The 15,533-nt window shown below is 67.4% G+C and carries 7 protein-coding genes; 1 reads left to right on the top strand and 6 read right to left on the bottom strand.

The window, feature by feature from the left end:
- Positions 1-158 precede the first annotated feature (158 nt).
- From recD to F2P46_RS14685, 4 genes are all read right to left on the bottom strand, one after another.
- A complete protein-coding gene (gene recD, locus F2P46_RS14700) occupies positions 159-2,087 on the bottom strand; it encodes an exodeoxyribonuclease V subunit alpha (RefSeq protein ID WP_166890815.1) in 1,929 nt (642 codons plus the stop codon).
- The gene (gene recB, locus F2P46_RS14695; protein WP_166890812.1) at positions 2,084-5,725 is read right to left on the bottom strand and encodes an exodeoxyribonuclease V subunit beta; all 3,642 of its coding nucleotides are present in this window, start codon (positions 5,723-5,725) and stop codon (positions 2,084-2,086) included. Before recB ends, recD begins: the two co-directional genes overlap by 4 nt.
- Entirely contained in the window at positions 5,722-9,147 is a 3,426-nt protein-coding gene (gene recC, locus F2P46_RS14690) for an exodeoxyribonuclease V subunit gamma (protein WP_166890809.1), read from the bottom strand. Before recC ends, recB begins: the two co-directional genes overlap by 4 nt.
- 70 nt (positions 9,148-9,217) lie before the next feature.
- Positions 9,218-12,277, bottom strand: coding sequence for a CHASE domain-containing protein (locus F2P46_RS14685; protein WP_229509295.1), 3,060 nt, complete (start codon positions 12,275-12,277; stop codon positions 9,218-9,220).
- A gap of 208 nt (positions 12,278-12,485) precedes the next feature.
- On the opposite strand from F2P46_RS14685, the gene F2P46_RS14680 reads away from it, so the two are divergent.
- Positions 12,486-14,558, top strand: coding sequence for a prolyl oligopeptidase family serine peptidase (locus F2P46_RS14680; RefSeq protein ID WP_166890807.1), 2,073 nt, complete (start codon positions 12,486-12,488; stop codon positions 14,556-14,558).
- A 56-nt stretch (positions 14,559-14,614) separates the two neighbouring features.
- On the opposite strand, the gene F2P46_RS14675 is transcribed toward F2P46_RS14680, so the two are convergent.
- Both F2P46_RS14675 and F2P46_RS14670 read right to left on the bottom strand, forming a co-directional pair.
- Positions 14,615-15,025 carry an SRPBCC domain-containing protein gene (locus F2P46_RS14675; RefSeq protein ID WP_166890804.1) on the bottom strand — a complete coding sequence of 137 codons (411 nt, stop codon included), beginning with the start codon at positions 15,023-15,025 and terminating at the stop codon, positions 14,615-14,617.
- Positions 15,022-15,345: a metalloregulator ArsR/SmtB family transcription factor gene (locus tag F2P46_RS14670; protein WP_166890801.1), complete on the bottom strand. Its 324-nt coding sequence runs from the start codon at positions 15,343-15,345 to the stop codon at positions 15,022-15,024. Before F2P46_RS14670 ends, F2P46_RS14675 begins: the two co-directional genes overlap by 4 nt.
- Positions 15,346-15,533: the final 188 nt, after the last annotated feature.

Below are 15,533 nucleotides of genomic sequence, written 5' to 3'. Positions count from 1 at the left end.
CGCCACTTCCGTCGTTCCCGCGAAGGCGGGAACCCAAGTTCGTACCGCAATTACAGGCGGCTCGTCAAACTTGGGTTCCCGCCAAGGGAGCCGCCCAGGCCGGGAACGACGAGCCAGTTGCGGGAACAACGGCGTGGTGACGCCAACGACGGTCGTACTCACCCCGCAATCATCTCCCTTAAGCCACTCGCCCTCTGCGTCCTCTGCGCGATCGACTCGCCCAGAATCGCCGCCCCCGGCGAGACCAGCGTGAACTGCGCACTTGCCCGCGTAATCCCCGTGTAAATCAGCTCGCGCGCAATCATCGCCCCGCGCTCGCGCGGCAGCACCAGCACCGTGTGGGCAAACTCCGATCCCTGCGATTTATGCACCGTCATCGCGAACGCGGTCTCCACGTGCCGCAAGCGCGTCGCCAGCACGCTGCGCACCTTGTCGCCCTCCAGGAAATACACGCGCAGCGATCCCGGACGCGCCGGATCGCCCAAGGTCAGCCCGATATCGCCATTGAACACGCCGGTGCCGTAGTCGTTGCGCGTAATCATCACCGGCCGTCCCACATACCACTCTCCCCGGCGCCGGATCAGTCCCGCCCCGTCGAGCCGCTGTTCGATCGCGTCATTCAAGCCGCCCACGCCCCACTCGCCCTCGCGCACCGCGCACAGCACGCGGAACGCTTCAAAACGGTGCAGCACCGCGCGCACCCAGGTTTCGTGCGCGCCGCCGCCATCGCCCTCGCCCATCAACGACAAATACGGCGCATAGCCGTCGAACCCCAGCTGCACCACATGCTGCTGGTGTCCATGCTCGATCCAGCGCACCGTGTCATCGCCACCGCGCAGCACTTCCTCGGCACGCGCGACATCGCCCGCGTTCACCGCCAGCGCCAGTTGCCCGATCGGGCCACTGAAGCGGCGGCTGCTGCGCAACATGACGGTCTGCTGCGCCAGCGCCCCGCCGGCGCCGCCATACTCGGCCGGAATGGTCTCGCCGCTGGCCGCCAGCGCATACGCCATCGTGGCCGCCGAATAACCGCCCGCCTGCGCGTCGCGGCACAAGTCGCCCAGCACCGCGCCCGCCTCCACCGACGCCAGCTGGTCTTTGTCTCCGAGCAGGATCAGGGTCGCACCTGCGGGCAGCGCATCCAGCAGGGACGCCATCATCTCCAGGTGCACCATCGACGCTTCGTCGACAATGAGCACGTCGATATCGAGCGGATTACCCTTGTTGTGCGCGAAGGTGCGGGTGTCGGGACGCGCGCCCAGTAAGCTATGCAAGGTGCGCGCCGCGCCCATGCGGGCCGTCAGGTCGCGCAGCGGCAAGGTGGTGCCGACCTTGTCGGCCAGTTCGGTCAGCGCCTTGTCGATCGATTGCTTCAGGCGCGCCGCCGCCTTGCCGGTCGGCGCGGCCAGGGCGATGCGCTGGCGCCCGGCATCCGGCGCCACCGCGAACAGCAGCGCAAGCAGGCGCGCCACCGTGTAGGTCTTGCCGGTGCCCGGACCGCCGGTGATGATGGCGATCGAGCCGCGCAGCGCGATCGCGCAGGCGAGCTTTTGCCAGTCCGGCCCCTTGATGCGGCGCTCGGATGCAAACAGCACGTCGAGCCAGATGCGCACCGCCGGCGCATCGACCTCGCGCACCTGCCCGGCGCGCGCGCGGATCGTGTGCGCGACCAGGGTTTCGTCGCGCCAGTAGCGGCGCAGGTACAGGCGCTCGCCGTCGAGCACCAGCGGTTGGTCGAAATCAAGGTCGCCCACCCGCCACACTTGGCTTGACGCCGCCAACTGATCGATCCAGCCCTTGCGGTTTTTCGGCAGCGCCCCGGCCGACCTGGCCAGCGCATCCCACTGCTCCTTGTCCCAGGCCATCAAGGTGGCCGGGTCGAGCGCCAGCTGGTCGAGCATCAGGCAGCTATGGCCGCGCCCTTCCAGTTCGGAAAGCAACACGCAAGCGAGCATCAGCGCCGGCGTGGCGCTGCCGAGCGAGCCGACAAAGCGTGCAAAGGTGCCGGACAGGCGCCGCAACTGGCCGTCTTCGGTCAAGACGGCGACCTGGGTCCACAGGGCGTCGAGCGTAGGCGCCGGTTTCATGTCTCACCCCGCGTCGACGGGCCAAGCAGCGCGTCCAGGTTGTCGAGCAGTCTCACATCCGGCTCCAACAGGTAGCAGCCGCGCGTGCTGGCGTTGGCGATCCCGCGCAGGAACAGGAAAATCGCGCCACCGAGCTGGCGCGCCGGCTCGTAGGCGTCGCCCAGGCGGCTCTTGAGCAGGCGGTGCAGGGCCAGCATGTAGATGGCGCCCTGGATATCGTAGCGGTGCGCCGCCATCCCCACCGCCATCGCCGCCTTGCCGTAGGCGGCGTCGTTTGGGCCGAGCGCGTTCGACTTGTAATCGATCACCCAGTAGCGGCCTTCGTGCTCGAACACCAGGTCGGCAAAACCCTTGAGCATGCCGTGCAGGTAGCGTTCCGGCAGCGAGGGACGCGGCGTTTTGCCGAGCAGGTTGGCTGTACACAGCCGGTCCAGCGCGGCGCTGTTCAGGTGCTCGCTGGGGAACCAGAATTCCATTTCAGGGATCACGCGATCGATCGCCGCCAGCGGCGCGCCAAGCTGCGGCAGCGGCGTGGTCGCCACCGCGTGCAGCCAGGTGACGGCGTCTTCCTGGCGATGGCCCCAGCCGGCGCGCTCGCAGCGCTGGCCGAGGCGCGCGCCGAACTGCTCGTCTTCGGCGATGGCAAAGCCTTCCTGCCCCATCCATTCAAGCTGTTCGTGCAAAAAATTGCCGGGCACGGAACCGCGCGGGAAGCGGTGCCACGGCGCGTCGTCGGTGCGCGGCGCTTGTTGTTGCTGTTCTTCGTCGAACAAGGTCTGTTCCTGTGCGCGCATCGGCGCCGCGTTGGTCTGGCGCGTCAGCGATGTGAACGAGCCGACCGCCCAGTTGCGCTCGAAATTGCCGCCAAACGCGGCGGCGTTCACCAGCTCCGGCCGGGCCTCGTCGCGCGCCAGCATGGTGATGTGCTGCGGCGTATCGAGCGCCTGCAGGTCGATCGCTTGCGAGCCGCCGCGCAGCTTTTCCCAGTGCGGGTGAAGGTCGGCCGCGCCGATCGGCGTGCCGCCCGTGAGCAGGTAACCGAGCGCCGATTCGTGCAGCTTGTTCTCGCCCGCCTTGCGCGCAGTGACCGCGGCCACGCCCAGCCACAAGAAGTGACGCGCGCGCGTCAGCGCCACGTACAGCAGGCGCAGGTCTTCTTCGATGCGCGCGCGGTCCACCGCATTCATCGCTTCGTCCGACAAGGCCAGGTCGATGCGGCGCACGCCATCAACCCCGACAAACTCGAAAAAGCTGCGGTTGCGCCGGTCGGTGGTGCGCGCCGTTACCGCGAACGGCAGGTACACCAGCGGGTATTCAAGCCCCTTGGACTTGTGCACCGTGACCACCTTGACCAGCTCCGCGTCGCTCTCGAGGCGCAGCACCCGTTCGTCGCCGCCCTCGCCCACGCCGGCCAGTTGTTCGGCGAACCAGCGGATCAGCGCCTGCTCGCCTTCGAGCTGGCTGCTGGCGCTTTGCAGCAGTTCGGCCAGGTGCAGCAGATTGGTCAGGCGCCGCTCGCCGCCGGCTTGGCGCAACAGCGCGGCGGGCAGGCGCATGTCGTGGATGAAGCGGCGCAGCATGGCCAGCACGCCCTGGCGCTGCCACACGATGTGCAAACCCTTCAACTGCTCGACCCGCACTTCCCACGCCAGTTCGTCCGACGACAGGCGCGCCAGTTCGGCCAAGGAAAGGCCCGAGGTGCGGGTAGCGAACGCCGCGCGCGCCAGCGCCCCGTCGAGCGGATTGGCCACCGCCTGCAGCCAGCGCAGCACGTCGGCCGCTTCTTCGCTTTCGATCACCGAGTCCTTGTCGGACAGGTACACGCTCGGGATCTTGCGCTGCGCCAGCGCGCGCCGGATCGCAGTCGCCTCGCGCCGGTCGCGCACCAGGATGGCGATATCGGCCGGCACCAGGCGCGTGAAGACGCCGTTTTCGCTAAAGCCGGCGTGCGGATCGTTCAGCAGGCCGACGATATGCTCGGCGCTGTGATGGGCGAAAAATTCGCGGTAATCGTCCGCTTTCAGGTCGTCGCGGTCGGTGCTGCAGATGGCCAGCGCCTGGTACGGCCCATCGACGCCCACCAGTTGCTGGTCGCGGCCTTTGGCGGCCACCGCGTCGAACGGCAGCGGATTGACGCCGCCTTTGCGGAAGCGAAAAGCGCCGCCGGCAAAACCGGGATGGCCGTCGCGCCCTTCGGCGTGCAAGAACAGCTGGTTGACCGCCTCCACCAGCGCCGCCGTCGAGCGGTAGTTGGTGCCGAGCTGGTAGTGGCGCCCTGCGGTGGCGCTGCGCGCGTCCAGGTAGCTGTGGATGTCGGCGCCGCGAAAGCCGTAGATCGACTGCTTCGGGTCCCCGATCAGAAACAGGCCGCGCGCGGGGTCGTTGTCCGCCACCCGGTACAGCAGGTTGAAGATCGCATACTGGTCGGGCGAGGTATCCTGGAATTCGTCGACCATCGCCACCGGGAACTGGTCCACGATGCGCTGGCGCAGGGCCTCGCCGTTGGCGCCTTCGAGCGCGCTTTTCAGGCGATCGAGCATGTCGGCAAAACCGAACTGGCGCTTGCGGCGCTTCAGTTCCATCATGCGCCGCGCAATATGGAAGGCGGCGTGGCGGTACAGCGCGTGCGCCAGCGGGTCGATGGCTTTGAGCGATTCCCACAGGTCGGTGGTGGCCTCGAAACATGGTGGAATGTCGGCGCTGAAGCCCTTGCTGAACGCGTCGGTGATGCCGTCCGGCGTCAAGCGGTGCCAGGCCGTGTCGGTCAGGGTCGGCATCAGCATGGCGGGCGCGCGCGCCCAGGTGCGCAGCGCGTCGAACCACTTGAGCAGCGAGTCGGCACGCAGCTTGTTGCCGTTGAAGCACTTGGGGGCGATCTCGCGCTGGCCGGCGATCCACTGTTCCATGGCGTCGGCACGTTCGGCCCAACCGGCTTTGAGCTTGGCCAGTTCGGCCGCCTGCGTGCGCTCGACCCGGTCGATGGCTTCTTCCAGCGATTCGTCGGGCGGATCTCCCAGCACGGCAACCCGGCGCACCAGTTCGCGTACGGTGTTCTTCAGGGCGCGCACGTCGGGCCAGCAGGCCAGCAGCGCGCCGAGCGCACCGGGCTCGAGCGGGTAGACGTTCTGGCGCCAGTAGTCGTGCGCCGCGTCTTCGAACAGCGCGTGTTCGTCGCTGACCAGTTCTTCGTCGAACAGGCTGCCGCTGTCGAATGCGTGCTCGCGCAGCATGCGCTGGCACCAGGCGTCGATGGTGAAGATCGCCGCTTCGTCCATGGTGTCGGCGGCCAGCATCAGGCGATGGGCGGCGACCATACGTTCGCCCTCGCTGCCGCAGGCGTCGGCCAGCTGGTGCAGATAGGGGTCGTCCAGTTCGAATTCGCCACGGAAGTAACCTGCCGCTTCCACCAGGCGTTCGCGCACCCGGTTCGACAGCTCGCGCGTGGCGGCGCGGGTGAACGTCATCACCAGTATCTCGGACGGCAGCAAGGCGCGCGCAAAGCCGTTTTCGCCGCCGTGGCCGAGCACCAGGCGCAGGTACAGCGCGGCGATGGTCCAGGTTTTTCCGGTGCCGGCGGAAGCCTCGATCAGGCGCGTGCCGAACAGCGGGAACTCGAGGGCGTCGAGCAGCTGGCTCATGGCGCGTCCCGGTCCATGGGAGCGATTTCGATGTGCTGGCCGAGCCAGCGCGCCAATGGTCCGTACAGCGCTTCGGCCACCGCCGGGAATTCGCCGCTGGCGCTCAAGGCCGCATAGTCGGGCCACAGGCGCGCCAGGCACTGGTCCAGCACTTCGCCGGAGAGCTCAAAGCCGCCGTCGTAGGTGCTGCGCGGTTCGCCCTGCTGGAGCAGCGCGAGCGCCGTCTTGCACGCTACCGGCAGCGGTTGATCCATGTTGCGACGCCACAGCGCCACCAGGTCGGCCAGCTGCACGTGCGATTCGTCGCGCTCGAGCGGCGCCAGCATGACGATGGCGTCGCGCGCCACCAGGTAGCCGGTGACGGGTTGGCCGACCGCCGCCGCCGCCAGTTGGCGCAGCCAGGGGGCGATCAGCTTGTCGCCGCGCGGCGCGCCTTTTTTATCGAGCACCTTGGACGAAATTTGCAGCAACCACGCCGTTTCGGCCGCGTTGCTGCGCAATTTGTCGACCCAATCGTCCAGGTGCACGCCGCCGAAGTCCAGGCTCACCGCCAGCTTGGGCGCGATCTCGCCGAAGCGCGCGCCCAGGGTCAGCCAGGCGGTACGCACCGGCACCAGGCCCTCGACCAGTTGTTCCTGCCACTGCTTGCCGACCAGGCCAATCGGCAGCACGCCTTCGCGCTTGAGACGTTCGGCGCGCGCGCTCAAGCTGTCGCGCACTTCGTGCAGCTCCTCCGGCGCGGCGGCGTCGTCGAGCAGGCTGTCCTCTAGAAAGTAGCGTTCCAGCGCATCGAGCGAGAACGGTTCTTCGTCCTCGCCCACTGCCTGGGCGTCGCCGAAGGCCACGCCCAGGCGACGCCGGAAAAAGTAGCGCGCCGGCTGGCGCAAAAAATTCGCCAGTTCGCCCAGCTTGAGGCGGTATTCGGATTCGAGTTCGAACGGCGGCAGCACCGCGTCGTCCAGGGCGCCGTCGGCGCCGGCAGCGGCGCCGTGCGCGGCGCGCCATTCGGCCGCGTAGGTCAGCATGCCGCCCTGCTCGAAATAGCGGCGGCTGAATGGTTGCAGCGCGTGTTCGGTGGTCATGGCGGCCAGGTCCAGGTCCCAACCTTCGGCCAGGTAGTCGCGCAGTTGCGACACCAGCACCGACGCCGGCTGCTCGCTGTTGTCGCGCACATTGCGCCCGACCCAGCTGACATACAGTTTGTCGCGCGCGGCCAGCACCGCTTCGAGCATCAGGTAACGATCGTCGTCGCGGCGCGAACGGTCGCCCGGGCGCGCCATGCCGGGCAGCGCCAGCAAGTCGAAATCGGCCTGGCGCGCGCGGCGCGGAAAGTCGCCGTCGTTCATGCCGAGCAGGCAGACCACCCGAAACGGTACGGCGCGCATCGGCATCAGGGTGCAGAAGGTCACGCCGCCGGACACGAACTGGTGGTTCAGGGTCGGCTCGTCGAGGGCGCCGAGCCAGGCTTCGCGCAGCACCGCCAGCGGCACCGCTTCGTCGAAGCCGGCGTTCTCGCAGGTTTCCAGCCAGCTTTGCAGGGCGTCCTGCAGTTGCACCAGCGTGAGGCGGTCGCCTTCTTCGGACGCGGCGAAAAACGCCGCCAGCAGCGCGCGCGCCTGTTCGCCCCACTGCGCCGGCGTGCGCGACCCGGCCAGCGTGGCGCGCCAGGCCAGCAGGGTTTCGATCAGCTGTGCCAGCGAGCCGGCCAGCGCGGCGTCGAGCCCACCCACTTCGGCGTACGGCTCGATCTGCCGGAAGCTGCCGCCGGCGCCGCTGGCGTAACCGAGCAGCATGCGCCGCACCCCGAAGATCCAGGCATTCTGCTCGCCGGCCGAACCGAGACCGAGGCCGTCGCGGTGTTGCTGGTCCAGGCCCCAGCGCACGCTGGCGCCTTCGATCCAGTTGCCCAGGATCGGCAGTTCGTCTTCGGACAGGCCGAAGCGCGCGGCCAGCGCCGGCACGTCGAGCAGGTCGCGCACTTCGCTCTGGCGGCAGCGCTGCTGCGGCAGTCGCAACAGCCATTCGAGCGCGACCAGCAGCGGGTTGACGCTGCGGTCTTTCACATCCCCGATTTCGAACGGGATGAAACGCGGGTCGCTGCGTTTGTGCTGGTCGAAGACGGCGTGGATGGCGGCCGAAAAGATGTCGATGTCGGGCACCATGACCACCACGTCGCGGGGGCGCAGCCGGGCGCCGGGCGCGCCGAACCACGACAGCAGCTGGTCGTGCAGGACCTCGACTTCGCGCTGGACGCTGTGGGCGACGTGGAATTCGATCGAGTCGTCATGCGGCGCCGGGTTGGCAAACGCGCCGGGCTGCGCCTGCCCCCTGGCGCACGGGTGCTCGCGCAGCGGCAGCATGTCGCGCACAGCCGCCTGCACCTGCGCCAGGAGCGTGTCGCCCTCGCCTTCGCTGAACAGGTCGATGCGCAGCTTGTCGGCGCGCTCGCCCGACTCGGTGTCGAATTCGTCGAGCATGCGGATGAAATCGCGCCCTTGCCTGCCCCAGCTGGCCAGCAGCGGATGGCTGTGCGCGTGCAGTTCTTCGAGCGGCACGCCGGATAAATCGATGCCGCCGCGCTGGCGCTGGCGTTTGTGCGCCGCTTTCAGCAGTTCGCGCCCTTCGATGATGTCGCCCCAATAAAACTGGCAGGGATTGGGCACGGCCAGCAGCACCTGGGTGTGGTGCGAGAGCGAGGCGATAGCTTGCAAGGTCTGGTACGGCAGCGCCGACATCCCGAACAGCACCACGCGGCGCGGCAGGCGCGCGGCCGGCGCTTCGCCAATGTCGGCCGCGCGCACGAATTGCTGGTGGATGGTGGCGCGGCCCGAGTCGCGCAACTGGGGCGGCAGGCTGTCGTTGACGGCGCGCCACAGGCAGCCTTGCCAGCGCTGCTCTGGCGTGAGCGGCGTCAGGTCGCCGCGCGCGCTGCGCAGGCGGTCGCGCCCCGCAGTCCAGTCGTCGAGCCAGTCGGCGCGGTACACCTGGTACTGGTCGTACAGGTCGGCCAGGCGTTCGGCCAGTTGCAGGCGCCGTTCAGGGTCGCCGTCGCCCAGAAAATGGCGCAACGGGGCGAAGGCGTCGTCGACCAGCAGCTGCGGCAAGAGGCGCATCAGGCGCCATGTGAGCGGGCCTTTGTCGTACGGGGAGCGGGTCGGGACCCTTTCGCGCCCGAGCATGCCACGGTAGGCTTCCCACAAAAAACGCGCCGGCAGCGCCACGCGGGTGGCGGCGCACACGCCCATTTCTTCGGCCAGGGCGATTTTCAGCCACTCGGCCACGCCGTTCGATTGCACCAGGATGATTTCGGTTTCGAGCGGGTCGAGCGGGTGCTTGCGCAGCCAGGCGAAAAGCGCGGCACGCAGTTGCTCCATCTGGTTTCCGTGAAGGATAAGGAGGCCGGGCGTGACAGAGGAAGACATGGCGCACAGCATACTAGCTTTGGGCTGGGCGCGGTAGGGTGATACGTGCGGTCAACGCTTCAAAGCGGGCTCAACTTGCTGATTCGGTCAGTTCATGCGCGATGTGCTCGTTCAACTGCTCGAGCAGCGCGTACATGCCCTCCACCAGCGTGCGCGCCTGCTCGATCGTGCCGCCGTCGCGCAGGCGTTCGAGGTCCTGGCACATCCCCGCAAAACGCATCGCGCCGACCGCCTTGGCCGACGCTTTCATGCGGTGCCCCAGGTCGGACAGGCGCTCGACGTCGGCGCGGTCGAGCGCTTCGCTGACGTCGGCCAGGCCGTCGCGCGCCGAGTCGAGGAACATGAAGGCGTATTTGCGCATCTTGACCGGATTGGCCCCGAAGGTCAGCGACAGCGCGCCCATGTCGAGCATGCCGGCGTCGATCGATACCACCGGCGCGGCCGACATGCGGGTCGGCGCCTGGTCGGCCGGCTCCGCCAGGCGTCGCCGTCCGTTGCGCGCCGGGCGCGTGGCCAGCCATTTGGCGATCACCTCGAACAGCAGCTTGGGCGAAATCGGCTTGGTCACAAATTCGTTCATGCCCGCTTCCAGGCAGCGCGACTGGTCGTCGCGGCCGGCGTTGGCGGTCATGGCGATCACCAGCGCGTCGCGCAGGCGCGCGTCGGAGCGGATCATGCGGGTCGCTTCGAAGCCGTCCATCACCGGCATCTGTACGTCCATCAGCACGCAGTCGAAGCGCTCCTTGAGCATCAGGTCGATCGCCTCCTTGCCGTTGTTGGCCACCACCACCGTGGCCCCGGCTTCTTCGAGCAGTTCCTGGCCCACCTGCTGGCTGAAGATATTGTCTTCGACCAGCAAGATATAGGCGCCGCGCAGTTGCTCGAGCACCGCCGGATCGACCGCACCGCCGTCGCCCGGCAGGAAGTTGAGCGCCTTGCCCAGGCGCGCGGTGAACCAGAAGCAGCTGCCGCGGCCGGGAAGCGAATCGACCCCGACGCTGCCGCCCATCAGCTCCGCCAACTGCTTGCTGATCACCAGTCCCAGGCCCGTGCCGCCGTACTTGCGCGTGGTCGAGGGGTCGGCCTGGTGGAAGGACTTGAACAGGTCGGCGATTTCGGCTTCGCTCATGCCGATGCCCGCGTCTTCGACCTCGAAACGCACCAGCAGGTCGCTCTGGTTCTCGTTCTCGCTCTCGCCTTCGTTGCCGGCCACCGCGCGCACGCGGATGCGGCCGTTTTCCGAAAACTTGATCGCGTTCGAGGTGAAGTTGAGCAGCACCTGTTCGAGCCGCAGCGGGTCGCCCCGCAATTGCTGCGCCAGGGCCGGGTCGATCTCGAATTCGAGCGACAAGTGCTTGGTGGCGGCCGCGTCGCCGAGCTGGTGGGCGATGTTCTGCATCAGCGCGCCCAGGCCGAAGTCGAGCACTTCCAGTTCCAGCTTGCCGGCTTCGATCTTGGAAAAATCGAGAATGTCGTTGATGATGCCGAGCAGGTGCTGGCTCGAATGATGGATCTTTTCCAGGTAATCGCGTTGCTTCGGGTTGGCCACCGTTTTGAGCGCCAGGTGCGACATGCCGATGATGCTGTTCATCGGCGTGCGGATTTCGTGGCTCATGTTGGACAGGAAGTTGCTCTTGGCCTGGTTGGCGGCGTCGGCCTGCGCCTTGAGCGTGTGCAGTTCGGTCACGTCGGTCGACAGGCCGATCACGGCGTTCACTTCGCCGTCGAGCAGCACCGGCACCTTGACGGTCCAGAGCTGGCGCACCTCGCCGTCAAGCCGGGTGAATTCGACCTGGCCGGCATGGCGCGCGCCGTCGACGAAAATCTGGCGATCCTGGTTCCAGTCGACATCGGCCAGTTCGGGCGCCATCACCTCGCTATCGCGCTTGCCGATGATCGCTTCGGCCGGCTGGCCCATCGCTTCGGCGGTGCGCGCGTTGATATAGATGTAGCGGCGCTCGCGGTCCTTCATGTACACATGCGCGTCGATGCTGTTCAAGACCGAATCGAGCAGCACGCGCTGTTCGATGGCGGTGCGGCGCGAGCGGTACAGGGTAAGGAAGTAGGCGTAGGCCAGCAGCGTCACCAGGAAACCGACCGCGAAGGTGAGCGGCGGCAGGATCAGGTCGAAATCGCTGTACAGGTCCGCGCGGGCGATGCGGAAATGGGCCTTCCACAGGCTGCCGTTGTAATCGACCGGAAGCACGGTGTCGAACCAGTCGCCGGCGCTGTCGCCGGCGGGCAGCGGATCATGGTCGTTATACAGCTGCCGGTCCTGGGCGCCCAGGGCCAGGGTACGGCGCTCGGGGTCAAGGCTGCCGTCGGCGTACAAGGCAAGCCGCAGGCGCCGCTGCGGCATTTCTTCGAGCGCGCTGCCGACCAGCGCCGGCACCGAGAAGCCCACGCCCACACTGCCGATGTAGGCGGCGCGGCGCGCCACCACGCTATAGAGCAGCGCGCCGCTGCGATAAACCGGCATGCGCATGCCCAGCGCCACGTGCGGACGCGGCTCGTTGACCACGATCGGCATGCCGGAGGCGCTGATTTTGCCGCTGTCGCGCGACTGCTCGAGGTGGGCGGCGGCGACCGGATTGGCGCCGATGTCCAGGCCCATGCGGCCGCTGGCGCGCGCCGCTTCCGGTTCGATAAAGGTCAGTACCGTATAGCCGGCTCGCTCGCCCGCCGGACGGATACTGAAGTCGGGGTAGCCGCCGGCGTCGACGCTGCGGTCGGCGCGCACCGAGGCGATCAGGTCATCGCGCCCGGCCGCCGTCACGTAACGCGCAAAGGTGATGCTTTCGATGGCCGGAAAATGCGTGCGCATGCCGAGTGCCTGCACGTAGCGGTGAAAATGCAGGCGGTTGGGGGCGTCGGTGCTCTGGAACAGGGCCGACATGCCGCGCGCGAGGTCCGAATACGACTTGATGCGGGTCGCCAGGCTCGATTGCGCGCCGCGCGCGAGCGCGTCGAAACGCTGGCGCGCATCGACATCGACCGTGCTGGTCGCGCCCATGCGCAGCAGCGCCGCGACCAGGATCGACAGCGCCACGCCCACGCCCCACCACACCAGGCGCGAAACAGGACGGCTACCGACGGTGCCTGTCATGCTGCGCTTGATCGCTTGCGTCATTGTCCAACCCCGTTGTTTTCGCTCGCTGGCACTTGGAAACTGCCCGGCAGGCAGCATACTATTCATGAAAAGGCGGGCGCGGCCCCGCCGCACGCGCGCTTCATTACCTCAAGAGTACTTTGCAGCAAGAGAACATGCAATTGATAAATTTTACTGTCGCGTCCGCGCCATGGCAGAACGTCAATACAGACACAATACAGGAGCAGGAATGCGGCATTTAATAGGTGAAATGATATCGGAAACGTCCATAACGGCGCGCAGTATTGACGCCGACGATCCCCATCTGTGGCTGGAAGACGTCAGCTCCGGCGCGGCGCTGGACTGGGTGCGTGCGCGCAACGCCGCGTGCGAGCGAGAACTCGAAGGCCACAGCGACTTTGCCGCCCTGCGCGAGCGCCTGGCGACCATCCTCAACGACAAGGCCAGGATTGCCTACATCAGCGAGCACGGCGGACTGGTATACAACTTCTGGCGCGACGCCGTCCACGTGCGCGGCGTGTGGCGCCGCACCACGCTCGAGAGCTACCGCGACGCGGCGCCGGCATGGGAAACGGTGCTCGACCTCGACCAGCTGGCTATCGCCGAACGCGAAAACTGGGTCTGGGCCGGGGCCTCCTCGCTGCCGCCGGCCGGCACGCGCTGCCTGGTGTTTCTCTCGCGCGGCGGCGGCGACGCCCACGTGATGCGCGAATTCGACCTGGCCGGCAAAGCCTTCGTGGCCGGCGGCTTTGCGCTGCCCGAGTCCAAGTGCAGCGCGCGCTGGCTCGACATCGACCGGCTGGCCGTGGCCACCGACTTCGGCGCCGGCAGCATGACGACGTCGGGCTATCCGCGCATCGTCAAGGAATGGCGGCGCGGCGGCGCGCTGGACCAGGCCAGCACCCTGTTCGAAGCGCGCGCCGATGACCTGAGCGTGTCGGCGTACAAAGACTTCACGCCCGGCTTCGAACACGAATTCGTCGAGCGCCAGATCGGTTTTTACAGCAGCGAGCTGTTTTTGAGGGGTGATGCGGGCCTGGTGCGGGTGGACAAACCCGACGACGCCAACGCCTACACCGTGCGCGACCAGCTGGTGATCGAGCTGCGCTCGGACTGGGAGGTGGGCGGGCGCACCTATCCGCAAGGGGCGCTGGTGGCCACCGACTTTGTCCGTTTCATGGACGGCGAACGCGACTTTGCGGTGCTGTTCACCCCGAGCGCGACCAGTTCGCTCGATGGCGTTGCCATGACCGCCAGCGCCCTGCTCCTGACCGAGCTCGATAACGTCAAGAACCGCATCGTCGAACTGCGCCATGTGAACGGCCAGTGGCAGCGGCGCGAGGTGAATGCGCCGGCCTTCGGCGCCCTGGGCGTGAGCGCGCTCGACGCGACCGCGTCGGACCGGTACTTCCTGACCGTGACCGACTTCCTCACGCCCACCAGCCTGTATCTGTGCCAGGCCGGCAGCGATCGGCGCCAGCCGCTCAAGTCGATGCCGGTGTTTTTTGACGCCAAACCGTACATCGTCAAGCAGTTCGAGGCCGTGTCGAAAGATGGCACGCGGGTGCCGTATTTTGTCGTCATGGACCGGAAAGCGCGCATGGACGGCTTGAATCCGACCGTCCTGTACGGGTACGGCGGCTTCGAGATCGCGATGAAGCCGTTTTACAGCGGCGTGACCGGGCAAGCCTGGCTGGCCAAGGGCGGCGTGTACGTGCTGGCCAATATTCGCGGTGGCGGCGAGTTCGGGCCGCGCTGGCACCAGGCGGCGCTGAAGGACCAGCGCCAGCGCGCGTTCGACGATTTTTTAGCGGTGGCGCAAGACCTGATCGAGCGCAAGGTGAGCAGTCCGCGTCACCTGGGGATCATGGGCGGCAGCAATGGCGGCCTGCTGGTCGGGGCCGCGATGACCCAGCGGCCCGACCTGTTCAACGCGGTCGTGTGCCAGGTGCCGCTGCTCGACATGCGGCGCTATCACAAGCTGCTGGCCGGGGCCTCGTGGATGGGCGAGTATGGCGATCCGGAGGTGGCCGGCGAGTGGGAATATATCCAGCGCTATTCGCCGTATCACAATGTGTTCGGCGACAAGCGCTATCCGCGCATGCTCCTGACCACCTCGACGAGGGACGACCGGGTCCATCCGGGGCACGCGCGCAAGATGGTGGCGCTGATGGAGGCGCAGGGGCATGACGTGCTGTATTGGGAAAACCTGGAAGGCGGGCACGCGGGCGCGGCGAACAACGACCAGCAGGCGCAGATGTGGGCGCTGACGTACACCTTCTTGCTCGAGCAGTTGCGCTGACCGGCGATTGTTCAATCGCACACCGTCGCCGGTCAGCTTGGCAAGCCGCCAGGCGATCAATCTTCGCTCGACAGCACCTTGTCGAGTTGCGCCATGAACGTCGGCCAGCCATATTGCGCCCCACGGTAGGCCTGCTCCTGCTCCGGACCGAAGCCGGTCTGCTCCATCCGCAGGCGCGTGCCGGCCCCGCTGGGCGAGAGCGTCCAGGTCACCACGCTCTCGAGTCCCATGGCGGACCAGGTGTACGACAGGGCGCTGTTCGGTTCAATCACAAGAACCTGGCACGCGACCGAGCCCCAGTCGGCGCTGAAGGTGAAGCGATGGGCCGGCCTTGGCGCGAAATCGCTTTTCATCAGCCAGGCTTCGATCAGGTGCGGCTCGGTGAGCGCGCGCCAGATTTTCTCGGGCGGATGGGCAAAATCGCGTTCGACGGTGACGGTGCGGGTATCAAGCGTAGCGTTGTTCATTGGTCCATCCTTTTCAACAGGTCGTCGAGGGAGTCGAACCGGCTTTCCCAGAAAGCGCTCATCCGGGAAGTCCAGTCCAGCATGGGAGCCAGTGCCTGCGGCTGCGCCGTGAAGTGCGTCTGGCGTCCCGCGTGCCGGTCGCGCACCAGGCCCGCTTCTTTCAACTGCTTCAGGTGCTTGGACACGGCCGGCTGCGAGACCCCGGACTGCGCCGTCAGCGCGCCCACGGTCAGCTCGCCATCGCGGCACAGGCGCTCGAAGAGGGCCCTGCGGGTCGGGTCCGCCATCGTCCTGAACAGCGCATTGACGTCATTTTGCATGCGGCACTCATCACTGGTTGGCTATGCATCGAATTATAACCATGCGGTGATGAATTGGTCAAGCCGCATGCGCCCGGGGGGGGGGGGGGGGGGGGGGGGGGGGGGGGGGGGGGGGGGGGGGGGGGGGGGGGGGGGGGGGGGGGGGCGGGGGGGGGGGGGGGGGGGGGGGGGGGGGGGGGGGGGGGGGG

The organism is Massilia sp. CCM 8734, assembly GCF_011682155.1.
In the GTDB taxonomy this organism is placed as follows: domain Bacteria; phylum Pseudomonadota; class Gammaproteobacteria; order Burkholderiales; family Burkholderiaceae_D; genus Telluria_A; species Telluria_A rubra.
Note: the sequence above shows the minus strand (reverse complement) of the source record. Positions and strands in the feature narration are given on the sequence as shown.

Coding starts and splice junctions, on each gene's coding strand:
- F2P46_RS14675 (WP_166890804.1), bottom strand. CDS start 15,025: ATGAACAACGCTACGCTTGATACCCGCACCGTCACCGTCGAACGCGAT.
- F2P46_RS14680 (WP_166890807.1), top strand. CDS start 12,486: ATGCGGCATTTAATAGGTGAAATGATATCGGAAACGTCCATAACGGCG.
- recB (WP_166890812.1), bottom strand. CDS start 5,725: ATGAGCCAGCTGCTCGACGCCCTCGAGTTCCCGCTGTTCGGCACGCGC.
- recD (WP_166890815.1), bottom strand. CDS start 2,087: ATGAAACCGGCGCCTACGCTCGACGCCCTGTGGACCCAGGTCGCCGTC.
- F2P46_RS14685 (WP_229509295.1), bottom strand. CDS start 12,277: ATGACGCAAGCGATCAAGCGCAGCATGACAGGCACCGTCGGTAGCCGT.
- recC (WP_166890809.1), bottom strand. CDS start 9,147: ATGTCTTCCTCTGTCACGCCCGGCCTCCTTATCCTTCACGGAAACCAG.
- F2P46_RS14670 (WP_166890801.1), bottom strand. CDS start 15,345: ATGCAAAATGACGTCAATGCGCTGTTCAGGACGATGGCGGACCCGACC.